This window comes from Serpentinicella sp. ANB-PHB4, from assembly GCF_031432315.1.
In the GTDB taxonomy this organism is placed as follows: domain Bacteria; phylum Bacillota; class Clostridia; order Peptostreptococcales; family Natronincolaceae; genus Serpentinicella.
This window is the reverse complement of sequence record NZ_JAVKGO010000005.1, coordinates 1-22,599: the sequence shown is the minus strand read 5'-3', so window position 1 is coordinate 22,599 and position 22,599 is coordinate 1. Positions and strand designations below refer to the sequence as shown.

Sequence of the window (22,599 nt, the reverse complement as noted above, 5' to 3'; positions counted from 1 at the left end):
AGTATACCTCCTCCTTTGTGCTTACGAAGTTAGCTGACGGGTGTGGGAAAGAAGGCTTCCCTACCAAATAAATATGGATTAACCCCTTTAACTGGTTCCTCCGTACCTGATTATTCAGGTTTCAGCAACCAGCTGTTAGTTTTAGGCAACTGGTATGCCCTATTATATTACAATAAAAATATTATGTAAACTTGGAAACAATTCTAGTTCTGATAATATATAATTAAAACAGCAAAAATTGCACTAGTTGCTTGTTAATACCAAGTTTACTATGATAAAATGATTTGATGGTAATTAAGAATGATTTTATTAGTTATGATAAATAATAGAAATAAGCAATTATCAGCTATTTAAAAAATATACATAAGAAGGGTCGTTAAATATGAATTTTAAAACACTAGGAGTAAGTCAAGCGTTAACAGATAAGCTAAAAAAAATAAGGATAATTACCCCAACACCAATCCAAGAGCAGGTAATCCCTATTATTATGAGCGGAAAAGATGTAATTGCCCAGTCACAAACAGGTACGGGAAAAACATTAGCTTTTGTATTGCCAACTATGGATATGATTGATACAAATAAAGGTGGCGTACAATCTTTAATTATTACGCCTACAAGAGAACTGGCGATTCAAATTACACAAGAAGTTCAGAAACTTGCATCCGTAAAAGGAATCAACATTTTAGCTGCTTATGGAGGTCAAGATGTAGAAAAGCAAATTCACAAACTCAAAGGGGATATACACATGGTTATTGCTACCCCGGGGAGATTACTTGATCATTTAAGAAGGAAAACAATCAATTTTGGACAACTTAAGTTTCTAATCTTAGACGAGGCAGATCAAATGTTACATATGGGCTTTTTAAACGAAGTAGAAGAAATAATTGCCCAAACTCCAAAACGTAGACAAACGATGCTTTTCTCCGCAACGATGCCCGACGCAATTACACGTTTAGCATCTAGGTATATGCAGACACCTAAAAAAATTGAGATCCAAAGTAATAAAGTAACCCTTGAAGAAATAGAACAAGTTATTATAGAAACAACCGATAGGAAAAAGCAGGAAGAATTGTTTAATTATTTTAAAGAAAACAATCCTTTTTTAGCGATAATCTTTTGTAGAACAAAACGCAGAGCAAGTAAACTAAATGAATTACTACTAGAACAAGGTTTTAACTCAGATGAACTACATGGAGATTTAAGTCAGGCAAAAAGAGAACGAGTTATGAAAAGATTTAGAAATGTTGAAATACAGTACCTTGTAGCTACGGATATTGCTGCTAGAGGACTGGATGTTGACGGTGTAACCCATGTAGTTAATTATGACGTTCCTGAGGATACGGAAAGCTATATTCATCGTATAGGGCGTACAGGAAGAGCCGGGCATACAGGAGTTGCATTAACTTTTGTTACACCAAGAGATAAAGAAAAGTTGATTACCATTGAAAAAGGTATAAAAATGACGATAAAGAAACAAAAAAAAGATATTGAAGCCAAAAATTCTCCTAAATCTCCAAGGGGAAGTAGAGGTGGAAGAAAACAGGAAAAAACTTCAAGAGAAGAAAATGAACGAGGTAATAAGAAATTTTCAAATAACAAGCAGCGTAATAGTGAAAGTAACAACAGAGGGACCCGAGGAAAAGGTGATTTTAAATCAAAAGGCACAGGGAAGTTTGGTAACAAATCAAGAAGTAGAAGTAAAGGTAGACAGAAATAAAATACTGGCTACGCAATAAAAGAGACCTCTAAGGTTAAATTGACTTGGAGGTCATTTTAATTCAAAAATATCTGCTAAGTTGTTTAATATAAACTTTAATAACTGGTTATTGTCACACACCTAGTAGTCATCCCATAAAATAATATATAAAGGAAAAATGAGGTGATGTTATGTTATGGGATGTAGTACAGCATTTTCTACCCGAAGGGGCAGAACTAATAATTCCCAAAAAACCATTAGGAATAAATGCTATAGAAACTTATGATTTAGATGGCGATGGTAATCAAGAAGTGATTGTAAGTTACAAATACAACAATGAAGCCTTAGTTATGGTACTAAAAGATATTGGTGAGTATTGGCAAAGAGTTAGTATTATTAGAGGCAATAGTCATGATTTAGACTATTTAAATGTTGCTAATATAATAGATGAACAAATTAATTTAATGATAGGCTGGAAAAACTCAAATAACAAATGTGATCTAAATATATATGTTCTTAAAGAAGATCAACTTCTTAACGTTACAAGAAATGTAGAATATAGTTTAGTAGAAATAGAACAAAATAAGAAGTCAAAACAAGATTGTCTTATAATATGGAAACATATAGAAGATAGCGCCTATGAGGTTGACATATTTAAAAGTTCAGGAAATCAATTAGTTTCAGATCATACTGTCTACCATGATTATTTTTCTAATGTTGTTTCTTATTATGAAGTACTAGTGGATAAAGAACCTAATAATCGTATATATTGGTATTACTTAGCAGATGCACAGATAAAGGCAAGAAATGAAAAGGATGCATTAGAATCGATAAAAAGAGGAAAAGCATTGAGGGGAGAGTATCCTTCAATTGAAGACTTTAATTTGTTAAAAACTAAGGTCAATATTAGTAAAAATGATAATGATAATATAATAAATAAAGGAACAAGATCTAAATCAGTTACTAGATATCCTGCATCAGTTAATAAAGTAGGTGGTATTAAATGGGGCTATGTCAATAACGAAGGAAGCATTACCATTGATCCAATTTTTGATTCTGCTCAGGATTTTCAAGATAACAATCTTTCAATAGTATCAATAAATAATAAAGCTGGAATAATTGATGATACAGGAAACTTTGTAGTTAAACCAGTATTTGATAGTATTTCTGAATTTCACAATGAAAGAGCTGTGGTGTGGAATAAAGAAGGTTCAAAACTTATAGATACAAAAGGAAAAGTAATCTTTCAGACTACTGGATATCTCGACTATATCATAGAAAATCGTGGAGCTTTTGGACATATAGATAGTACGTCTAACCAAATTAAGTATGGTTTTATTGATAAAAATGGAAATATTGTTGTGAAGCCGAAATTTATGAGTGTCAGTCCATTTGCAAATGGAAAAGCAATTGCTCAAGTATCAGAAAGAAAATTTATTATGATAAATTATGATGGTGAAGTGCTACACAGCTATGAAGGTGTTGCGCTGATGGGCAATTTAAGTGAAGGAGTAGTTTCTTATAAAGAAAGTTTAGATGGTAAGTTTGGATATATGGACGAGAGTGGTGAAATACTAATTCCTCCGAAATTTGATATTGCAGGGGATTTTATAAAGGGAGTAGCAATTGTTGCAAATAAAGAAAGAGGAATGCTGAAGCACAGAATAATTGACAAACATGGTAAAATTATTTTAAATGGCGACTATAATAGCATAACCTTAATTAATGAAGAAAAAATAGCTATTGGAAAAACCCATGAGCAAAAATCAATACCAACTACAATTTATGCAGTAGCAGACAATAATGGACGATTATTGACAGATTTTATGTTTACGAACATAAATAAGTACTATAATGGATATGCCTCTGTTACAGATCAAAATAATACCTACTTTATTGATAGAGAAGGCAAAAGATCAAATCATTTACCGACTTTAGATGCATCTTGTTCAATGAGGATGCTTCAGGATTTAATAGAAGTTAATAAAAACAATGAATTATTTTACATTGATAAGAAAGGCAGGACAATATACAGACCGAATAATATTATTACACTAACTAAGCAGTATGAGATTGAAATAAAAGAATATGTACCCAAGAAAAACTATACTGTGAATTATCCTTATATTAGGGGCATAGAGGATAAAACTATAAAGAATTATGTTAATGATTGTTTAGAGAAAATGTCATTTGTCAATTCGTACGAACAACCCCTTAGCAAAAATACTTCATATAGTGGTGGGTTTACTGTAGGATATTATAAAAAAAATTTAGTAAGTTTGAAGTTGTGGGGATATGATTATCCAGTTGATGCAGCTCATGGTATCCCATCACAGATGTACGCACATACTGATTTAGAAACGGGTAGGTTCTATAAACTTAAAGATTTGTTTATAGGCAGATCATATATGCGTATTCTAAGCGAAATAATCAGAAAACAAATACTTGCTTCAGAGAATGAAAAAGAATACTGGATAGATGAATATAAAGGAATAAAAGAAAACCAATCTTTCTTTATTACTGAAAATAGTTTAAAAATTTGTTTCGGAGTTTATGAAATTGGTCCTTATGCTTTAGGTTTTCCTTCTTTTGAAATTCCTTTTAATGATATAATGAATATTATTGATGCCTACGGAGAATTTTGGCTATCTTTTAATGATATATAAACTTGTCGTGCTATAAAGCAGCACGACAAGTTTATATATAGTGAGCATTGGTAAATAATAAAACAATATATAATTTATTAAATAGAATATATATTGTAGAGTGAAATAGGGGTAAGATAAAATGATGAAAGAGAAATTAAAAGAATTTTGCAAAGCGTTAAATATTGAGAAAGTTGGAATCGCGCCAATAGGTCCATATAATGATTTATACAAAAGGTTAATGATGAGAAAAGATAATGAACAATTAACTGGTTTTGAAGAATTAGACATTAACCTAAGAACGGATCCAAGATTAACAATGGCAAATGTAAAATCTATAATTGTATGTTTATTCCCTTACTATGTTGGAGAAAAAGAAGAAGCTAACCTGTCAAAATATACATATGCTCAAGATTATCATATGATAGTAAGGGACAAGTTAAATGAAATAGGAACTTATCTTACAAATAATATTGCAAATTTTGAGTACATGTCTTTTGTAGATACAGGACCATTAGTTGACAGATACTTAGCTTATTTAGCTAGCCTAGGCTATTTTGGTATAAACAGCCATTTAATTACTGATGACTATGGTTCATATTTTTTTATTGGTTACATACTAAATAATTATGACTTTAAACCTGATCAACCAATGGATAAAACATGTTATCAATGTAAAACCTGTATTAAGAAATGTCCTGGTCAAATTATACTTGGTAATTTCGATATTGACCCAAGAAAATGTAGAGCATATATAACTCAAATTAAAGGGGACTTAACGGAAGATGAAATAGAAATATTAAAAAAAACTGACATGGTGTTTGGATGTGATATATGTCAGGACGTATGTCCACATAATAGAGGAGTTAAGCATACAGAAATAGAAGCGTTTAAAAATGATTTAATATATTCCCTTAAACATGAAGACCTTGAAGGGATATCAAATAAAGAGTTTATGAGACGCTATAAAAATAGAGCTTTCTCTTGGCGGGGGAAAAAAACAATATTGAGAAACTTCAATTACATAAAAGGACATATAGATAAATGAGTTTTTATAGAAAAAATACACTATTTATGATATATTTATTTAATTATAAAACAAAAATAGATACATATTAAGAAAGGGGATCATTATGGACAACAAGACAAATAGTTCAAATTTTATAAGGAATATTGTTATACAGGACTTGCAAGAAAATAAACATAATGAGATTATCACACGTTTTCCTCCTGAGCCAAATGGCTATTTACATATTGGTCATGCAAAATCTATTGTACTTAATTTTGAATTGGCAGAAGAGTTTAAAGGTAAAACAAATCTGCGTTTTGATGATACAAATCCTACAAAAGAGGATACCGAATATGTAGAATCTATAAAAGAAGATGTTTCATGGTTGGGTTATGATTGGGACAACCTATATTTTGCTTCTAACTATTTTGAAGAAATGTACAATAGAGCTGTCTTACTAATTAAAAAAGGTAAAGCTTTTGTTTGTGATCTTAATGCAGAAGAAATGAAAAATCACAGAGGTACACTAAAAGAGCCAGGAAAAGAAAGTCCTTATAGAAATCGTTCAGTAGAAGAGAATTTAGATTTATTTGAACGTATGAAAAATGGGGAGTTTAAAGACGGAGAAAAAGTTCTTAGAGCTAAAATTGACATGGCATCACCAAATATGAATATGCGTGATCCTGTGATTTATAGAATTGTACATGCTAAACATCATAATACTGGAGATAAATGGTGTCTGTATCCTATGTATGATTATGCCCATCCTTTAGAAGATGCAATTGAAGGGATCACTCACTCTATTTGTACGCTGGAATTTGAAGATCATAGACCATTGTATGATTGGGTTGTAAAAGAATGTGAAATGGATAAGCAACCTCAACAGATAGAGTTTGCACGACTTAATATCACTAATACAGTTATGAGCAAAAGAAAACTAAAGATGTTAGTAGATGAAAATATAGTAGATGGATGGGATGATCCTCGAATGCCAACTATCGCAGGATTAAGAAGAAAAGGTTTTACCCCCGAATCCATAAGAAATTTTTGCCGTGAGATTGGTGTTGCAAAAAGTAATAGTGTTGTAGATAATCAAATGCTAGAACATTTTATTAGAGAGGACTTAAATACATCTGCACCTCGTACTATGGCAGTACTAAGACCATTAAAAGTTGTAATTACAAATTATCCAGAAGATAAGGTAGAAATGCTTGAAGCGGATAACAATCCTGATGATGAATCAATGGGTAAGAGAGATATACCGTTTTCTAGGGAAATATATATAGAACAAGAAGATTTTATGGAGAATCCTCCAAAAAAATATTTTAGACTATTTCCTGGTAATGAAGTAAGACTAAAGCATGCTTACTTTATAAAGTGTGAAGAAGTAATTAAAGATACAGCAGGAAACATAGTAGAATTACGGTGTACTTATGATCCAGAAACGAAAAGCGGCTCAGGCTTTACCGGTAGAAAAGTAAAAGGAACACTACATTGGGTAGATGCGAAAAATGCTGTGCCAGCAGAATTCAGACTATATGAACCACTTATTTCAGATGAAGAAAAAGAGGATACAAATACTTTTATGGATCAGATAAATCCTAATTCTTTAGAAATTTTAGAAGGTTATGTAGAACCAAATATGAAGGAAGTCAAATTACATGATAAATTTCAATTTTTTAGACATGGATATTTTAGTGTAGATCCAAAGTATACAACAAGTGACAAAAAAGTATTTAACAGAATTGTTTCATTAAAAAGTTCATTTAAAATTAATAAATAAGACTGAAATAACAAAAGCTATACTTAATTAAGTATAGCTTTTGTTATTTTTTGTAATGAATCAAATTTATATTAAGGCAAATAAAATTTCAACATACTACATACTATAACGTTGTAAACTAGGAGGGAAACAATGACTATAGGAGTGAATGTAAAAAAAACAATTGCAAATCTAAAAGGTAGCAAAAGCACAATGAAAATCTATGCAATACAAGCACAAAATGACGAAACAAAAAATACATATGAACAAGCTGTAAAAATGACTGATGAGATTATAAAAGATTTAGAAGAAAGGCTTAAAAAACTAGAATATGAAGAACCACAGTATAAAGGGTTTTAAGAAAGGAAAAACATATGAGAAATTGGATCGAAATTTTATTAAGGTCAGTTGCATTATTTTTTGTCGCATTAGTTTTTGTGAAAATTATTAGCAAAAGAAATGTTGCAAGAATGACCGCATTTAATTTAGTAAATTATTTAGTAGTAGCTATTATAGCTGGGCTAATATCTGTAAATGTAATAGATAATGTTGCTCTAGGGATGGTTGCATTATCAGTTTGGGTAATTCTTTCTTTTGCTTTAGATTATTTATCTTTAAAGAGTAAAATGATTCATGATTGGATAAATGGAAAAGAGATGGTCTTAATTAAAGATGGAAAGATCATGGAAGAAAATTTAAAACAAGCACGCTTGACTGGTGAGGAGTTATTAAAAGAGTTAAGATCGAAAGAAGTATTTAGCTTTATGGATGTTGAATTTGCAATCATGGAAACAACAGGCGAAATCAATTTTCTATTAAAATCCGAAAATACGCCAATTACACCAAAACAAATAGGAAAAAAAGTGAGCAAACAAACTGCGCCGCAAACGGTTATCCTAGATGGAAATGTAATAGATGAGTCACTAAGCAATATTGGATTAAATCAAAATTGGTTATATACACAATTAGAAGGCATGGGGGTTTCTTTAGATAATGTATATATAGCACAAGTAGATTCTTCCGGTGATTTATATGTTGACTTATTTGATGATGCATTGCAAATACCAGAACCTACTGTAAGAGAAATGTTATATGCAAATTTAGAGAAATGTCAGGCGGATTTAACATCTTTTTCATTAGAAACTGAAGACAAGAATGCAAAAAATATGTATGCATTAAATGCTGAAAAATTAGGAAAAGTAATAGACTTATTAGAACCACATTTAATGAAATAGAGGTGAAGAAATGTCTAATAAAAAAAATAAAAAATTAACAACAACACAACTAAAATATCAAGAGTTTGCAAAAGAAAGGGAACCCAAAAGATCAATAGTAAAAAATTGTATTAAAGCATTTTTAGTAGGTGGCACTATTTGTACATTTGGACAGTTTTTGCAGTGGATGTTTATGACTTATTTTGATTTTGATAAAGTAACTGCATCAAATCCTACAGTAGCTGTATTAATTATGATCGCATCTTTGCTAACAGGACTGGGGGTTTATGACCATATAGCGCAGTTTGCTGGCGGAGGTACAATTATACCTGTAACAGGGTTTGCAAATACGATGACAGCTGCAGCTATAGAACACAAAAGTGAAGGTTATGTTTTAGGAGTAGGCGGAAATATGTTTAAAATAGCGGGACCAGTTATTACCTATGGGGTATTTTCAGCATTTATAATTGCGCTAATAAAAATGACAATTACATGGTTAGGTGGGATGTAGATGCTTAAAGGTCATCAATCTTGGTCTTTTGATTCAAAACCAGTTATTTTATCATCATCTGCTGTAGTAGGGCCTTTTGAAGGAGAAGGTTGCTTAGCCAGAGATTTTGATATAATCCATAATGACCTATGGTTAGGACAAGATAGTTTCGAAAAAGCAGAGCAAAAACTATTAGAGCAGGCGTGCACTGTTGCAATAGAAAAGGCACAAATGAAAAAAGAAGATATCCAATTTTTAATAAGTGGCGATTTAATGAACCAAATTATATCAAGTAGTTTTACGGCTAGGACGTTAGCAATTCCGTATCTAGGTATATTTGGCGCATGTTCAAGTTCGATGGAAGGACTAGCCCTAGCAGCTCAATTTATAGATAGCGGATCAGCTCAGTATGTAATAGCAGGAGCTTCAAGTCATAATGCTGCTTCTGAGAAGCAGTTTAGGTATCCAACTGAATATGGTGCACAAAAACCGCCTACTGCTCAATGGACAGTAACAGGAGCTGGAGCGGCGGTTGTAGGAAGCAAAGGAAACGGTCCTAAAGTAACCTCTGCAACAATTGGTAAAGTCGTAGATATGGGAATTTCTGACCCATTTAACATGGGGGCTGCAATGGCACCAGCTGCAGTAGACACAATAGAAGCACATTTTAGAGATTTTAATATTGACCCATCTTATTATGACGTGATTGCAACAGGTGATTTAGGAAAGGTAGGACATCAAATTGCTGGAGATCTATTAATAGAACATGGATTTAAAATACCAAAAGAAAAATTTACTGATTGTGGAATGCTAATATATAGTAAAGACCAGCCAGTCATTGCTGGAGGTAGTGGTTGCGGTTGCTCTGCAACTGTAACTTATGGTCATTATCTAAATCGCATGAAGAAAGGCGAATTAAACAGGATATTAATTGTTGCTACGGGGGCATTATTATCTCCAATATCATATCAGCAAAAAGAAAGTATCCCTTGTATAGCTCATGCAGTTTCAATTGAAATGTAAAGAGGTGATATATATGGAAAAATTCATTTGGGCATTTATAGTAGGTGGTGGGATTTGTGTAATTGGACAGATCATGTTAGATGTGTTTAAACTAACACCCGCACACACTACAGTATCCCTAGTAGTAGCAGGAGCAATTTTAGGTGGATTGGGTTTATACGAGCCATTAATTGAGTTTGCAGGAGCGGGAGCTTCGGTACCAATAAGTAGCTTTGGCAATTCATTAGTAAAAGGTGCGTTTGCAGAGCTAGAGAGGTCAGGGTTTGTGGGTATATTAACTGGAATATTTGAAGTCACCAGTGCCGGTATATCATCAGCAATTATTTTTGGATTTTTAGCTGCTTTAATTTTTAAGCCTAAAGGTTAATTGTGCAATTTCGGAAAGGAGGTGATTTACAAATGACAGTAGCTACGCAAATGCAGCAAGTTATGTCAGGAATACAAAGTGCATCTGCTTCCCTTAAAAACTTTGCTTTACAAACAGAAGATCAACAAGCTAAACAAGATTTTCAACAACTGGCTCAGAACTTAGATAATGCATATCAAACCCTTGAGAAAAGAAATCAATTTATTCAAAGTCAGGAACCACAATACAAACAATAGTGATTGTATTGATAAATATAAAAATAAGAACTGTGGATTTTATAATCCACAGTTTTATAATTTAAACTTTACTTATGTTTCTCCCGTAAAATATTTCCATCATTTCATGTTTTAAAGCTTGTTTTATTTTCTTCTTCTCTTTTGGAAGAAGTTCTTTTTTTGAAATTCCAAACAAATATTCATCAAGTTCAAATTGTTTTAGAATCATCTTAGTGTGAAATATATTTTCTTGATAAATATTTACGTCCATCATATGATAAAGTGACTTAGTTTCAGGTGCGATGTAGTTTTGGATAGAATTTATTTTATGATCAATAAAATATTTTTTCCCACTTACATCTCTAGTAAACCCACGAACTCTGTAGTCGATAGTAATTATATCAGAGTCAAAACTATGGATTAAATAGTTTAATGCTTTTAGTGGTGAGATTTTACCACAAGTTGAAACGTCAATGTCAGCACGGAAAGTACTGATACCTTTGTCTGGATCACTTTCTGGATATGTGTGAACAGTAATATGACTTTTATCTAAATGTCCAACAACAGAATTAGGCAGTGGGCCAGGGGCTTCATCAGATTCATCAAAGTGTTCTGTATTTTCATGATTAATTTCCTCTTCAGAAACTAGAATAGTAACACTAGCACCCTGAGGATCATAATCTTGCTTAGCGATATTTAAAACATTTGCTCCAATAATATTTGCAACATTGGTCAAAATATTAGTAAGTCTATCTGCATTATACTGCTCATCAATATACTCGATATAACCTTTACGATCTTCTTCAGTTTTGGCATAGCATATATCGTAAATATTAAAACTCAAAGTTTTTGTTAAATTATTGAAGCCATAAAGTTTAAGCTTCTTTATAGATTTAATTTTCATTTATTAAGCACCTCATTTTTATATATTTTGCATTATAGAACATATATGTATTATTCCATAATACAATAATTTTTATTAGGTGTATAGATATTATCGACAAAAAAATACTTTTTGAATATTTGAAATTAAGTAATATAGATGGGAGATATAAAGGTGAGAATACAGTACACGAGAAGATGGGTTAATTTAGTTACTTTTATATTACTAATTATTACAAATATATTAGCTAATTATTTAAAACTTAATAATCAAACAACGGGTGAAGTAGCAGATAAATTCCCTACTTATTTTGTGCCTGCCTCATTTACTTTCTTAATTTGGGGATTAATATATCTTCTGTTATTATCTTTTACTATATATCAATTTAAACGAAGGAATAAAAGAAACCCATATATAGTCGCAGTAGGGTACTGGTTTTCTTTAAGCAATATTTTAAGCAGTTTATGGTTAGTTTTGTGGCACTACGAAGTTATTGTATACGCTTTCTTTACAATGATTGCTTTAACTATAACATTAGTAAAAATCTATTATAATATTATTACCTGCAGGTACAGAGCGAAATTAACGGATAATATATTAGTTAAAGTACCTTTTACTATGTATCTCTCATGGATTAGTTTTGCAACAATTGCCAATTTAGATATTCTTTTGTACTCGTTAGATTGGAATCAATGGGGTTTATCTAAAGAAGCTTGGTTTATTGTATTATTAGGACTCGTAACAATGCTTATATCCTTTCTACTGTTATTTAGAAAAGATATGATATTTTGGTTAGTTTTTGCATGGGGATTTTGGGGAATAAGAAGTCGTTTCCATGATGTTGGATTAATAAGAAAAAGCATAACAGTAGCATTCATTGTGATAACCCTGTTTTGGGTATTAACTTTCATCAAAAAGAGAAAAGATAGAAATATCTTTCGTTAATCCCAAAAAATATTAGTACTCTAGGCTTATCAAATTTAGGTATAATGATTGATTTACTCCAATGCATTATATGAATATAATGTAACTAAGAACAAAGCACAACTAAATAATCATTGGCAAAGCTACTGAAAGGTAGTGACGCAAAGCTAAAGGGGCTAAGGTGGTTTCCACTATGCCAGCCAGTTGCGAGGGTATATCATTAAGCATCCTGTACTAACAACCCCACTCGTCAACTGATGAGTGGGGTATTTTGTTAACAGGTAAACATTTTTCGAAATGTACCCCAGCGGCTGTTCATCCTAAGCAAGAGCGTAAGATGAGCAAAAAAACAAAATTTTAAGGGGGTAAGATTTATGAAATTATTTAAAAGATTATGGAAAGAAGAAGCAGGTCAAGGAATGACAGAATATGGGCTAATCATAGGGATCATTTCAGTAGTACTTATAACTGTATTAGTAGCCTTTAGAGGAAAACTAACGGAAATATTTGAATCTATTACCAACAGCACAGAGATATAGTGATGAGATAATGCTCTAGAAAAGGCCCTACTGAATCAGTAGGGCCAATTTTTTCACAAAAGGAAGTGTTTCTTATGATTAACGTAGTACTTATATTAATAGTACTAATTTGTCTAGTAACTGACTTAAAAGAAAGAAAAATATACAATAGTCTATTATTACCAGGAGTAATCTTCGGAATGGTATTAAATATATATGAATTAGGCTTTGAGGGCGCTCTACTTACTTTATCCGGGTTTGTATTGGGATTGATATTACTAATTGTTCCTTTTTATTACAATGGCATAGGTGGTGGAGATGTCAAATTACTAGCTACAATTGGAGCCATAAAGGGACCGGAATTTGTTTTTTATACATTTATAATTATGGGTGTAGCTGGTGGTGCTATAGCACTGGGCATTCTAATATATTACAAGAGTTTGTTAAGTACTTCAAAAGGTTTATTAACGGGAGTTAAAGTAATGATTACATCTAAGTTCAGTGTAATGTCATTTAACAATGATGAAAAAAAATACTCGTTTCCATATGGTGTGCCTATTGCTATTGGTGCAATTGTTGGGCTTATAATATTGGGGTGATTAGATGATTAACCTATTTAAAAAAAATAATGAAGGGCAAGCATTAGTAGAGTTAGCATTAGTTTTACCAATCCTATTGCTATTAGTTTTTGGAATAATAGAATTTGGTAGGGTTTTTGGCACATATCTAATGGTAACCCACAGTGCAAGAGAGGGTGCTAGGGCAGCAGCAGTGGGTGCATTAGACGAAGAGATAAAGGCTTTAGTCGAGGAACGAACCTCTGCATTACATCTAAATAAAGATAAAGTAAATATTCATATTACACCAGGTGAAATATATAGAAGTAGAGGGGATGGTATTTCTATACAGGTTGAGTATCCTCTTAAAATACACCTACCCATCATTTCGATTTTTATAGGTGATTCATATAATGTCAAATCTCATATTACCATGCGTATGGAGTAGGAGGTGGATATGATGAAAAAAATAAATAGAATTCTTGAAAATGAAGAAGGTAGTGCACTAATAATTGTAGCAATACTAATGATTGTTTTTATTGGATTTGTGGCCCTTGTAGTTGATGCGGGCCTATTATACCTAAATAAATTTCAAATAACAAATGCCACTGATTCAGCTGCGTTAGCAGCAGTTCAAGAACTTCCACATAATCCATACAGAGCTGTTGAGGTTGGAAAATCATTTGGAGAGAAAAATGGGCTACATGAAAGTACTATTTTAATTGATATAATTAATAATAATCATTCCGTTAAAGTTACGACTAAACGTAGGGTAGAATTTCTATTTGCGAAGGTTTTAGGCTTCTCAACAGGACAAGTAGAAGCTGTTGCTATAGCAGATGTTGCCCCAATCGTTGGACTAAGAGGGGCTGTACCATTAGGGGTAGAAGACTATGATTTCACTTTTGGGCATCAATACACTTTAAAAGTGGGTGCCGGTGATGGAGATACAGGGTGGTTCGGCGCACTTGCTCTTTCAAAGCCCGGGGCAAGGATATATGAAGATAACTTAACCTATGGATTTGACGGCGTCATTCGCGTTGGTGACATTTTAGATGTAGAAACAGGAAACATGTCAAATCCAACCAAAAGAGCAATAGATTACAGAATTGCCCAATGCAATCATATTCCTTATTGTACTTCAGATAATTTTGACCCAAATTGTCAAAGACTTCTTAAGGTGCCAGTCATAGAATTTAAGAGTCATAGACAAGTTGAAGTTTTAGGTTTTGCAATATTTTTAGTTGATGAAGTAAAAGGTCAAGGTAACGAAAGCATTATAACAGGTAAATTTATAAAAACAACAATATCAGGTGAAATAGATATAAATGGAAAAGATTATGGTTTATATGGAACAAAACTATCTTATTAAGTTATTAAAGGGGGATCGACGATGAAGAATAAAGTAGTGTTTCTTTTAGCTATAGTTTTTGGATTAGCAACTGCTTTGATGACTTTTTCCTATTTAAACAATTTAAAACAGTCTGTTGATAATACTGAGTATATAGAAATTATTGTGGCGAAAGAAAATATACAAGAAAGAACCGTTGTAACTATGAACATGATTGAAAGAAAAACCATACCCGTACAATATATGGACTCAAATCAGATTACAAGCTCAAAAGAAGTTGTTGGAAAAATTACTTTAACAACACTTAGTAAAGGTCAAAGTATTTTTCAAAGTCACATTATTGAAAAAGGGGACTATAAAGAAGGACTGGCATATATGATTCCACAAGGAAAGAGAGCTATGTCAGTTCCAGTAGATGAAGTTAGTGGTGTTTCAGGATTGATAAAGCCTGGAAATAAGGTTGACGTTATAACAACGATAGCTATAGGGGAAGAAGTTCAGGTACCACATTCTGTAGTAGTACTTCAAAATATAGAGGTTCTTGCTATAGGTAGAGACTTAAATATAAAAGTCGGAGAAAATGCTCAAAATCCTACAGAGGCAAGAACAGCTACTTTAGCAGTAACATTAGAAGAGTCTTTACCTTTACAAATGGCAACACAGCGTGGAACAATTAGTTTAATGTTAAGATCTCCCATTGATAATACAACAAGCGATCCGGAGCCTTTTGAAATAAATGATTTTTTAAGATAATTAAAGTATCGAGTCAAAGGGGTGTGAAGATTATGGAAAAAATTAGAGTGTTAATAGCCAGTGATTATATAAAAGAAGAAGGTTATTATAAAACATTTTTATTAGGTTACGATGATATCCAAATCATTGGTGAGGTAATTAATGGAGAGCAAGCACTTAAAAGAACTGAACAACTTTTACCCCATGTTGTAATAATTGATTTAAACCTATCAGTTATGGATGGTGTTGAGACTACTGAAAAAATTACAGCAAATTATCCAAACATAGCTACGATACTAATAAGTGCAAGGAACGATATAGAATACTCAAAAAAAGCCATTCACGCTGGAGCTAAAGACTATTTAGTAAAGTCATTCAATCAAGAGGAACTTATTAATAGTGTGAGACGGGTTTATCATAACGAAAAAAAGAAAATCGCAACATTACAAGCAAATTCTAATAAAAAGGAGAATAAGTATAAAGTGCCCCAAATAGTAACTATATTTGGCACTAAAGGTGGAGCAGGAAAAACAACTTTATCCGTTAATTTAGCAGTTCAGATGATTAAAGATACAAATAAAAAGGTAGTATTAGTTGACTTAGACCTGCAATTTGGTGATGTTTCAGTATTTTTAAATATTCTACCAAAAAAAAGTATAGCAGAGCTTGTACAAGAGAGAAATCAGTTAGATATAGATTTAATAGAAAGCTATTTAATTACACATATGTCTGGGATAAAAGTGCTTCCAGCACCAATTAGACCAGAAGATTCTGAGTTGGTAACTCCTGAAAATATATTAGAAATCTTAACTGTATTACGTGAGCATTATGACTACATCATTATTGATACTCCACCTTTTTTTCATGAAACGACCTTAAGTGCATTAGATATATCTAATCAAATACTATTAATTATGTCCATGGATTTACCAGCAGTAAAAAATATGAAACTAAGTATTGATCTATTAGAAACCTTGCATCATAAAGAAAAAACTAAACTGATATTAAATAGAGCATCAGAAGATTTTGGTATTACACCTTTTGATGTGGAAAAAACATTAGAATTTTATATAGCAAATCATATGCCTAGTGATGGAAAACTGGTAGTAAGAGCTGCAAATAGAGGTATTCCCTTTGTATCGAATAAAACAAATAGCAAAATAAGCAAGTCGATTGAGGAAATTTCAAAAATGGTAATTAAGGATAAGGGTTATCAAAAAGATTTAGAAGAGTCTAGTGGGAAAAGGTCTATTTTAAAAAAACTCTTTAGATAAAGGGGGGATACAATGTCATTACTACAGCGATTAGAAAAAGAAAAGATACCAGTAAAGGTAAGGGATGAAGAAAGTAAGAAGTCTGATTCACCTAAATCAGAGAAAAAAGATAAGTATGAAGATCTAAAAATTAAGATTCATAAAGAAGTCATTGATGAGATGAACAAAGAAATAAAAAAGAAGGGGTTAACAGATGAAACATTAGATGAAAGTATTAATGATATAGTAAAAAATATCCTCGATAGAGATGCAGGTTTTTTACCTTATTCTGAAAGGCAGACTATTGCATTAGAGATAGTCAATGAAGTAATCGGATTAGGACCATTAGAAGGGTTGATAGAAGATGAGGATGTATCAGAAATTATGGTAAATGGTCCAAAACAAGTATATGTAGAGAAAAAGGGTCGTATCGTACAAACTGATATTGTATTTCGAGATGAAAGTCATGTAATGCATATTATAGATAAAATTGTTTCTCCTATAGGGAGAAGAATTGACGAAAGCATGCCTATGGTTGATGCAAGATTGAAGGATGGGTCTAGGGTAAATGCAATCATACCTCCACTTTCTCTCAAAGGTCCATGTATCACAATAAGAAAATTTTCTAAAGATCCTTTTAAAATTCAAGATTTAATTAGATTTGGCACTTTATCATCTAATATTGCAAAGTTTTTAGAAGCTTGTGTCAGATCTAAATTAAATATTGTAATATCTGGAGGAACGGGTAGTGGAAAAACTACAGCATTAAATGTACTATCATCGTTTATTCCTAATGATGAAAGAATTGTAACCATAGAAGATGCTGCAGAACTACAACTTAAACAAGACCATGTTATTACTTTAGAAACAAGAGCCGCTAATATAGAAGGTAAGGGAGCTATTACGATGAGAAATCTAGTGAAAAATTCACTAAGGATGAGACCGGATAGAATCGTTGTTGGTGAAGTTAGAGCTGGTGAAGCATTAGATATGCTTCAAGCGATGAACACTGGACATGACGGTTCGTTAACAACTGGGCATGCGAATACTCCAAGAGATATGCTATCTAGATTAGAGACGATGGTTCTAATGTCCGGGATGGATTTACCTGTAAGAGCAATAAGAGAACAAATTGCTGCAGCGATAGATGTAATTGTCCAACAAAGTAGGTTAAAAGATGGGAGTAGAAAGATTACTCATGTAACGGAAGTTGTGGGAATGGAAGGAGAAACTATTGTACTTCAGGATATATTTACTTTTATCCAAAAAGGTACAGACAAAAACGGTAATGTAGTTGGTGAGCACCGAGCCACCGGAATCGTTCCTAAATTTTTAACTCAAATCGAGGAACAGGGAATAAAATTGCCAAGGGAGATTTTTTTACCTTCAGATTAAGGTAAGGGGGGATCATATGGAACCGATCATTGCAACATTAGTATTTATTACTGTAGTGCTTTGGGTCATGGGAGCATACCATCTAATAAGTGCAAAAAAAGAAGTGATAAGTAAACGGTTAAAAAACTATACGATGCTTCAACAAATTGTTCATGAGGAAAACACAAAAAAAGTACTAAAATTGAATAGAAAAAATATTCTGCAAGTCTTAGGTTCTTTTTTTGTTGCTAAATCGTATACAAAGAAGTTAGAGGGACAATTATTAAAAGCAGAGTTACCAATGCGGGCTGAAGAGTTTCTAGCTTTAAATATAATAGGGATTTTAATATGTACTTTTGTCGGACTGGTATTACTAGGAGGAATAGCCTCTGCATTAGTAATGGCATTGCTTGCTTTGGTCATTCCTCAGATAATAATTACACGTAAAAAAAGATTACGAATAGAAAGAATAAATCAACAAATTGGAGACTGCTTAACGGTGATGGCGAATTCATTAAGAGCCGGATATAGTTTCCAGCAAGCAATCGATCTAGTAGGCAAAGAGATGAATGGCTCTTTAGCTTTAGAGTTTAAGAAAACAAATCGAGAAATAAATCTCGGAACTACAATAGATCAAGCACTTATTAATTTAACAAAAAGAGTAGAAAGTGATGATTTAGAACTATTAATTACAGCAGTACTTATACAACGCCAGATAGGTGGAAATTTAGCTGAAATATTAGACAACATATCCTTTACTATTAGAGAAAGAATACGTATAAAAGGAGAAATAAAAACACTGACTGCACAAGGGCGTGCATCTGGACTTGTAATTGGATTAATGCCTCCTATTTTATTTGTTATATTACTACTAATTAATCCTTCATATATGAATGTTATGATACAGTCTAAGGTTGGTTGGTTAATTTTATTTGCAGGACTTATATCAGAAATTATAGGTGTACTGTTAATTAAAAAAGTAATAGATATTGAAGTTTAGGAGGTTTTTTTATGATAATAATTGTCATGCTGACATTTCTATTTATAACATTTTTATCATACGGGATTATGATAACTTTATTTGAAAATAAAATTTTAATTAGTAATAGATTATATCAGTTAAGAGGCAACAACAAAAATCTAAAACGAAATTACGATGAAGAATTACAAAAATCCTTTTTTGAAAGACTAGTCAAACCAATCTTAGAATGGCTATCAAATATTACACAAAAAATAATACCAATTCGAAGAAAAGACATTCTTGAAAAAAAATTACTTTTAGCAGGCAATCCCGGTGATTTAACCCCTAGTGAACTTATGACGCTTTACTATACATTTACAATAATATTTGCAATGTGTGTATTTCTAGTAGTATATCTAAATAATATAAGTACAATTTATCAAATTTTAAGTCTATTATGGGGACTTATAATAAGTAGAATATTGTTTGATTTGGCAATAAAAATAAAAACAACAAATCGTCAAGATGCAATTTCAAAAGAACTACCAGATGTGCTAGATTTATTGACTGTAAGTGTAGAATCTGGTTTAGGTTTCGATGCTGCTATTCAAAAAGTTGTAAAAAAAACAAAAGGACCTATTTCCTACGAGTTTAATAAGACTTTACAGGAAATGAAAATGGGAAAACATAGAAGAGAGGCTTTAAGAGGTTTAGCATATAGAACAGGGGTAGAAGACCTCAATACCTTTATAAGTGCAATTATTCAAGCAGATCAGTTAGGTGTTAGTATTGGAAATGTTTTAAGAATACAATCAAAACAAATGCGGCAAATAAGGAAGCAAAGAATAGAAGAAAAAGCAATGAAAGCTCCAATTAAAATGTTAATACCAATGGTATTTTTTATTTTCCCTACTTTATTTCTAGTTCTTCTAGGTCCAGCTGTTATTCAATTATTGGAAACGATGTGGTAATAATGAAAAAGAATTATAAAATAATAAATGAAAGAAATAATGAAATAGTCGCTTCAAAAGTAGTACTTGCTAATACTTTTTGGGGAAGATTGAAAGGTTTATTAGGACGGGAGAATTTAGAAATAGGCGAAGGTATAGTTCTCTACCCTTGTAATGCAATCCATTGTTTTGGTATGAAATTTAATATCGATTTAATATTTTTAGATAAAAATAAAAAAGTAATCAAGATGTTAAAAAATATAAAACCTAATGAAAGAGCCTCATGTAAAGAGGCTAGTTATGTTGTAGAACTTAAATCAGGCAGCTTAACAAGTAAAGAGATTGATATGGGAGACACACTATTATTAATTGATAATAAATAAAATTAAACGGTAACATTAAAACTGTTTAAAAATATTAGTGGTCTAGTTCTTCTTAGAACTAGACTACTAATATTTTATTATGTTATCCACCTAGTGTTATATCTTGGTGATTATACCAATCTAGAGCATCATACAGATGCTGGGGTTTAAAATCTGGCCAATATTCATCAATAACATAAAAATCTGAGTAAACAGATTGAATTGGTAAAAAGCCACTTAAACGTCTTCTACCTCCCCATCGGATAATGAGATCAATTCTTGATATATCAGAGGAGTAAATATGTTTACTGAGACTTGCTTTTGAAATGTTATCTTGACTGCTTGCCTTTGCTAAATCCCACTGCCAACCGTAATTAACAAGGAAATTGACTTTGATTGAACCTTTTCCAAAAGTCTGTCGCTCTGTATAAGGAAGTAGTTTTTTAGGGAACATTGGGGATTTTGTGTTTCCTAAAACAAGTAGAGAAGCATCCTCTTTTGCCAACATTTCTACAGCTTTTATACACGCTTGAGTAAAAGCTACCCTTTGCATCGTAGGCCGTTTAGTGTTATCTACAGTAAACCCATAATAAGTAATTTCTTTAATGCCTAATTTTTTACATAAATTGAATAGCTCTAAGCCTGGGTCTAGTCCCCATGAATAACCTTTATCTTTTGTAAAACCACGGTTTAAGGCCCACCTTCTATTACCATCAGGAATAACTCCAATGTGCTGTGGCATCCTCATTATATAACCTCCTAACCTTCTAATAGAAATATGTCTAGTATTATTGCCACTAAATATATAAAAATACAAATTTTTTTAAATAATTGTTCAATTTTGGTTTTTTTATTTAATGAATTAATGTATTATGTAGTTATAATAATTAAAAAATATATTATAAACAAATATTTATTTATTAAAATAAAAGGAGGACGACTAACAAATGAAATTTTCAAATAGAATTACATCTATGCAAGAGTCACCAATAAGAAAATTGGCTCCCTACGCAATAGGAGCAAAGAAGGCAGGTAAAAAGGTATATCATCTTAATATTGGACAACCTGACATTGTAACACCTCCTGAATTTATACAATCTATTAAGGCGTTTGATGAGAAAGTTCTTGCTTATACAGCTTCAGAAGGAATTCCAGAACTAATTGAGTCTGTTGTTAGCTATTATAAGAATCATAATATAGATTTCTCAGAAGAGGATATTCTGATTACAAATGGCGGGTCTGAGGCACTACTATTCTCAATAATTGCTGTAGCAGATGATGGTGATGAAATATTAGTACCTGAACCATTTTATACAAATTATAATGGTTTTAGTACTGCAGTAGATGTTAACGTAGTACCAATAACATGTAAGGCAGAAGAGGGATTCCATCTTCCATCCAAAGAACATATAGAGGGATTAGTAACACCAAAAACAAAAGCTATTATCCTATCGAATCCTGGTAATCCAACGGGTGTGGTTTACACAGAAGAAGAGGTAAGAATGTTAGCTGACATTGCACTAAAAAATAATTTGTTTATTATTTCAGATGAAGTGTACAGAGAATTTGTTTACGACTCTTTAAAATTTGTTAGTTTCGCACATATAAAAGAAGTTGAAGATAGAGTTATTATAGTAGATAGTATTTCGAAGCGCTTTAGTGCTTGTGGAGCACGTATTGGCTCAGTAGCTTGTAAAAATAAAAGCTTCATTTCCCATGTACTTAAATTATGTCAAAGTAGACTGTGTGTACCAACATTAGAGCAGGTTGGAGCTGTAGAATTATACAAGACAGATAGTCAATATTTTGATACGGTAAATCAGGAATACGAAACTAGAAGGGATATCATATATAAGGCATTAAATACAATACCAAACCTTATATGCAGAAAACCAACTGGAGCATTTTATGTTGTTGCAAAATTACCAGTAGATGATGCAGAAAAATTCGCTATATTTATGTTAAAAGATTTTGATGTAGATGGTGAAACAATTATGGTAGCTCCTGCAGAAGGGTTTTATGCCACCCCAGGGTTAGGATCTGATGAAGTTCGAATTGCATATGTATTAAATACTGAAGATTTAAAAAGAGCAATGGAGATATTAAAATTAGGAATTGAAGCTTACAATAAGCAAAACACAAATCTATAAAGATAAAAACATGTCCCTTTTGGACATGTTTTTATTATATTCTTTTGGCTCTTTGTCAATAGTTGGGGTGGGATTATATTTAATCTCGCTCCATTATTACATTAGAGCCTATTTTAGTATAATAATGAGACTCCACGTGTTTTAGGGTGCACTTAATAAACCT

At 32.0% G+C, this 22,599-nt stretch carries 24 protein-coding genes and 2 riboswitches; of the genes, 22 read left to right on the top strand and 2 right to left on the bottom strand.

Annotated elements, in window-relative coordinates:
* Window positions 1-3: 3 nt before the first annotated feature.
* Window positions 4-137: riboswitch (cyclic di-AMP (ydaO/yuaA leader) on the bottom strand.
* 245 nt (window positions 138-382) lie between these two features.
* The 10 genes from RH915_RS05545 to RH915_RS05500 all read left to right on the top strand — a co-directional run bounded on the left by RH915_RS05545 (window position 383) and on the right by RH915_RS05500 (window position 10,442).
* Window positions 383-1,717, top strand: a complete 1,335-nt coding sequence (locus RH915_RS05545; protein WP_310478464.1) for a DEAD/DEAH box helicase — start codon at window positions 383-385, stop codon at window positions 1,715-1,717.
* 170 nt (window positions 1,718-1,887) lie between these two features.
* Window positions 1,888-4,362: a WG repeat-containing protein gene (locus RH915_RS05540; RefSeq protein ID WP_310478463.1), complete on the top strand. Its 2,475-nt coding sequence runs from the start codon at window positions 1,888-1,890 to the stop codon at window positions 4,360-4,362.
* Window positions 4,363-4,483: 121 nt separating this feature from the next.
* Window positions 4,484-5,389, top strand: coding sequence for a tRNA epoxyqueuosine(34) reductase QueG (gene queG / locus RH915_RS05535; protein WP_310478462.1), 906 nt, complete (start codon window positions 4,484-4,486; stop codon window positions 5,387-5,389).
* 85 nt (window positions 5,390-5,474) lie between these two features.
* On the top strand, window positions 5,475-7,133 hold the full coding sequence (locus RH915_RS05530) for a glutamine--tRNA ligase/YqeY domain fusion protein (protein WP_310478461.1): 1,659 nt from the start codon (window positions 5,475-5,477) through the stop codon (window positions 7,131-7,133).
* A 132-nt stretch (window positions 7,134-7,265) separates the two neighbouring features.
* On the top strand, window positions 7,266-7,472 hold the full coding sequence (locus RH915_RS05525) for a DUF1657 domain-containing protein (protein WP_310478460.1): 207 nt from the start codon (window positions 7,266-7,268) through the stop codon (window positions 7,470-7,472).
* Between the two features lie 14 nt (window positions 7,473-7,486).
* Window positions 7,487-8,347, top strand: coding sequence for a DUF421 domain-containing protein (locus RH915_RS05520; protein ID WP_310478459.1), 861 nt, complete (start codon window positions 7,487-7,489; stop codon window positions 8,345-8,347).
* A gap of 10 nt (window positions 8,348-8,357) precedes the next feature.
* Window positions 8,358-8,837 (top strand): stage V sporulation protein AC, encoded by a 480-nt coding sequence (gene spoVAC / locus RH915_RS05515; RefSeq protein WP_310478458.1) that lies wholly within the window; start codon window positions 8,358-8,360, stop codon window positions 8,835-8,837.
* A complete protein-coding gene (spoVAD, locus tag RH915_RS05510) occupies window positions 8,838-9,839 on the top strand; it encodes a stage V sporulation protein AD (RefSeq protein ID WP_310478456.1) in 1,002 nt (333 codons plus the stop codon).
* 13 nt (window positions 9,840-9,852) lie between these two features.
* Window positions 9,853-10,206, top strand: coding sequence for a stage V sporulation protein AE (gene spoVAE / locus RH915_RS05505; RefSeq protein WP_310478455.1), 354 nt, complete (start codon window positions 9,853-9,855; stop codon window positions 10,204-10,206).
* A gap of 32 nt (window positions 10,207-10,238) precedes the next feature.
* A complete protein-coding gene (locus tag RH915_RS05500; protein ID WP_310478453.1) occupies window positions 10,239-10,442 on the top strand; it encodes a DUF1657 domain-containing protein in 204 nt (67 codons plus the stop codon).
* 61 nt (window positions 10,443-10,503) lie between these two features.
* Here the strand turns inward: RH915_RS05500 and speD are convergent, their stop codons facing one another.
* Window positions 10,504-11,325, bottom strand: a complete 822-nt coding sequence (speD, locus tag RH915_RS05495) for an adenosylmethionine decarboxylase (RefSeq protein ID WP_310478452.1) — start codon at window positions 11,323-11,325, stop codon at window positions 10,504-10,506.
* A gap of 153 nt (window positions 11,326-11,478) precedes the next feature.
* On the opposite strand from speD, the gene RH915_RS05490 reads away from it, so the two are divergent.
* From RH915_RS05490 to RH915_RS05440, 11 genes are all read left to right on the top strand, one after another.
* Window positions 11,479-12,249, top strand: a complete 771-nt coding sequence (locus RH915_RS05490; RefSeq protein WP_310478451.1) for a hypothetical protein — start codon at window positions 11,479-11,481, stop codon at window positions 12,247-12,249.
* A 105-nt stretch (window positions 12,250-12,354) separates the two neighbouring features.
* A riboswitch (cyclic di-GMP riboswitch) is annotated at window positions 12,355-12,440 on the top strand.
* A gap of 162 nt (window positions 12,441-12,602) precedes the next feature.
* A complete protein-coding gene (locus RH915_RS05485; RefSeq protein WP_310478449.1) occupies window positions 12,603-12,767 on the top strand; it encodes a Flp family type IVb pilin in 165 nt (54 codons plus the stop codon).
* Window positions 12,768-12,841: 74 nt separating this feature from the next.
* Window positions 12,842-13,345, top strand: a complete 504-nt coding sequence (locus RH915_RS05480; protein WP_310478447.1) for an A24 family peptidase — start codon at window positions 12,842-12,844, stop codon at window positions 13,343-13,345.
* Between the two features lie 4 nt (window positions 13,346-13,349).
* Window positions 13,350-13,751 carry a TadE/TadG family type IV pilus assembly protein gene (locus tag RH915_RS05475; protein WP_310478446.1) on the top strand — a complete coding sequence of 134 codons (402 nt, stop codon included), beginning with the start codon at window positions 13,350-13,352 and terminating at the stop codon, window positions 13,749-13,751.
* 12 nt (window positions 13,752-13,763) lie between these two features.
* The gene (locus tag RH915_RS05470) at window positions 13,764-14,675 is read left to right on the top strand and encodes a pilus assembly protein TadG-related protein (protein ID WP_310478444.1); all 912 of its coding nucleotides are present in this window, start codon (window positions 13,764-13,766) and stop codon (window positions 14,673-14,675) included.
* A gap of 21 nt (window positions 14,676-14,696) precedes the next feature.
* Entirely contained in the window at window positions 14,697-15,407 is a 711-nt protein-coding gene (cpaB, locus tag RH915_RS05465) for a Flp pilus assembly protein CpaB (RefSeq protein WP_310478443.1), read from the top strand.
* A 32-nt stretch (window positions 15,408-15,439) separates the two neighbouring features.
* Entirely contained in the window at window positions 15,440-16,660 is a 1,221-nt protein-coding gene (locus RH915_RS05460; RefSeq protein ID WP_310478441.1) for an AAA family ATPase, read from the top strand.
* Window positions 16,661-16,672: 12 nt separating this feature from the next.
* Window positions 16,673-18,034 carry a CpaF family protein gene (locus RH915_RS05455; RefSeq protein ID WP_310478440.1) on the top strand — a complete coding sequence of 454 codons (1,362 nt, stop codon included), beginning with the start codon at window positions 16,673-16,675 and terminating at the stop codon, window positions 18,032-18,034.
* A 16-nt stretch (window positions 18,035-18,050) separates the two neighbouring features.
* Window positions 18,051-19,013 (top strand): type II secretion system F family protein, encoded by a 963-nt coding sequence (locus RH915_RS05450; protein ID WP_310478439.1) that lies wholly within the window; start codon window positions 18,051-18,053, stop codon window positions 19,011-19,013.
* A gap of 11 nt (window positions 19,014-19,024) precedes the next feature.
* Window positions 19,025-19,945: a type II secretion system F family protein gene (locus RH915_RS05445; RefSeq protein WP_310478438.1), complete on the top strand. Its 921-nt coding sequence runs from the start codon at window positions 19,025-19,027 to the stop codon at window positions 19,943-19,945.
* 2 nt (window positions 19,946-19,947) lie between these two features.
* Window positions 19,948-20,307 carry a DUF192 domain-containing protein gene (locus RH915_RS05440; protein ID WP_310478436.1) on the top strand — a complete coding sequence of 120 codons (360 nt, stop codon included), beginning with the start codon at window positions 19,948-19,950 and terminating at the stop codon, window positions 20,305-20,307.
* Between the two features lie 82 nt (window positions 20,308-20,389).
* Here the strand turns inward: RH915_RS05440 and uppS are convergent, their stop codons facing one another.
* Window positions 20,390-21,034, bottom strand: a complete 645-nt coding sequence (gene uppS, locus RH915_RS05435; RefSeq protein WP_310478434.1) for a polyprenyl diphosphate synthase — start codon at window positions 21,032-21,034, stop codon at window positions 20,390-20,392.
* A gap of 199 nt (window positions 21,035-21,233) precedes the next feature.
* On the opposite strand from uppS, the gene RH915_RS05430 reads away from it, so the two are divergent.
* Complete coding sequence (locus tag RH915_RS05430; RefSeq protein WP_310478432.1) at window positions 21,234-22,436, top strand: pyridoxal phosphate-dependent aminotransferase; 1,203 nt, start codon at window positions 21,234-21,236, stop codon at window positions 22,434-22,436.
* Window positions 22,437-22,599: the final 163 nt, after the last annotated feature.

Excerpts from the sequence above, each read along its gene's own strand:
- RH915_RS05545 (WP_310478464.1), top strand. The coding sequence starts at position 383 with ATGAATTTTAAAACACTAGGAGTAAGTCAAGCGTTAACAGATAAGCTA.
- RH915_RS05540 (WP_310478463.1), top strand. The coding sequence starts at position 1,888 with ATGTTATGGGATGTAGTACAGCATTTTCTACCCGAAGGGGCAGAACTA.
- queG (WP_310478462.1), top strand. The coding sequence starts at position 4,484 with ATGATGAAAGAGAAATTAAAAGAATTTTGCAAAGCGTTAAATATTGAG.
- RH915_RS05530 (WP_310478461.1), top strand. The coding sequence starts at position 5,475 with ATGGACAACAAGACAAATAGTTCAAATTTTATAAGGAATATTGTTATA.
- RH915_RS05525 (WP_310478460.1), top strand. The coding sequence starts at position 7,266 with ATGACTATAGGAGTGAATGTAAAAAAAACAATTGCAAATCTAAAAGGT.
- RH915_RS05520 (WP_310478459.1), top strand. The coding sequence starts at position 7,487 with ATGAGAAATTGGATCGAAATTTTATTAAGGTCAGTTGCATTATTTTTT.
- spoVAC (WP_310478458.1), top strand. The coding sequence starts at position 8,358 with ATGTCTAATAAAAAAAATAAAAAATTAACAACAACACAACTAAAATAT.
- spoVAD (WP_310478456.1), top strand. The coding sequence starts at position 8,838 with ATGCTTAAAGGTCATCAATCTTGGTCTTTTGATTCAAAACCAGTTATT.
- spoVAE (WP_310478455.1), top strand. The coding sequence starts at position 9,853 with ATGGAAAAATTCATTTGGGCATTTATAGTAGGTGGTGGGATTTGTGTA.
- RH915_RS05500 (WP_310478453.1), top strand. The coding sequence starts at position 10,239 with ATGACAGTAGCTACGCAAATGCAGCAAGTTATGTCAGGAATACAAAGT.
- speD (WP_310478452.1), bottom strand. The coding sequence starts at position 11,325 with ATGAAAATTAAATCTATAAAGAAGCTTAAACTTTATGGCTTCAATAAT.
- RH915_RS05485 (WP_310478449.1), top strand. The coding sequence starts at position 12,603 with ATGAAATTATTTAAAAGATTATGGAAAGAAGAAGCAGGTCAAGGAATG.
- RH915_RS05480 (WP_310478447.1), top strand. The coding sequence starts at position 12,842 with ATGATTAACGTAGTACTTATATTAATAGTACTAATTTGTCTAGTAACT.
- RH915_RS05475 (WP_310478446.1), top strand. The coding sequence starts at position 13,350 with ATGATTAACCTATTTAAAAAAAATAATGAAGGGCAAGCATTAGTAGAG.
- RH915_RS05470 (WP_310478444.1), top strand. The coding sequence starts at position 13,764 with ATGAAAAAAATAAATAGAATTCTTGAAAATGAAGAAGGTAGTGCACTA.
- cpaB (WP_310478443.1), top strand. The coding sequence starts at position 14,697 with ATGAAGAATAAAGTAGTGTTTCTTTTAGCTATAGTTTTTGGATTAGCA.
- RH915_RS05460 (WP_310478441.1), top strand. The coding sequence starts at position 15,440 with ATGGAAAAAATTAGAGTGTTAATAGCCAGTGATTATATAAAAGAAGAA.
- RH915_RS05455 (WP_310478440.1), top strand. The coding sequence starts at position 16,673 with ATGTCATTACTACAGCGATTAGAAAAAGAAAAGATACCAGTAAAGGTA.
- RH915_RS05450 (WP_310478439.1), top strand. The coding sequence starts at position 18,051 with ATGGAACCGATCATTGCAACATTAGTATTTATTACTGTAGTGCTTTGG.
- RH915_RS05445 (WP_310478438.1), top strand. The coding sequence starts at position 19,025 with ATGATAATAATTGTCATGCTGACATTTCTATTTATAACATTTTTATCA.
- RH915_RS05440 (WP_310478436.1), top strand. The coding sequence starts at position 19,948 with ATGAAAAAGAATTATAAAATAATAAATGAAAGAAATAATGAAATAGTC.
- uppS (WP_310478434.1), bottom strand. The coding sequence starts at position 21,034 with ATGAGGATGCCACAGCACATTGGAGTTATTCCTGATGGTAATAGAAGG.
- RH915_RS05430 (WP_310478432.1), top strand. The coding sequence starts at position 21,234 with ATGAAATTTTCAAATAGAATTACATCTATGCAAGAGTCACCAATAAGA.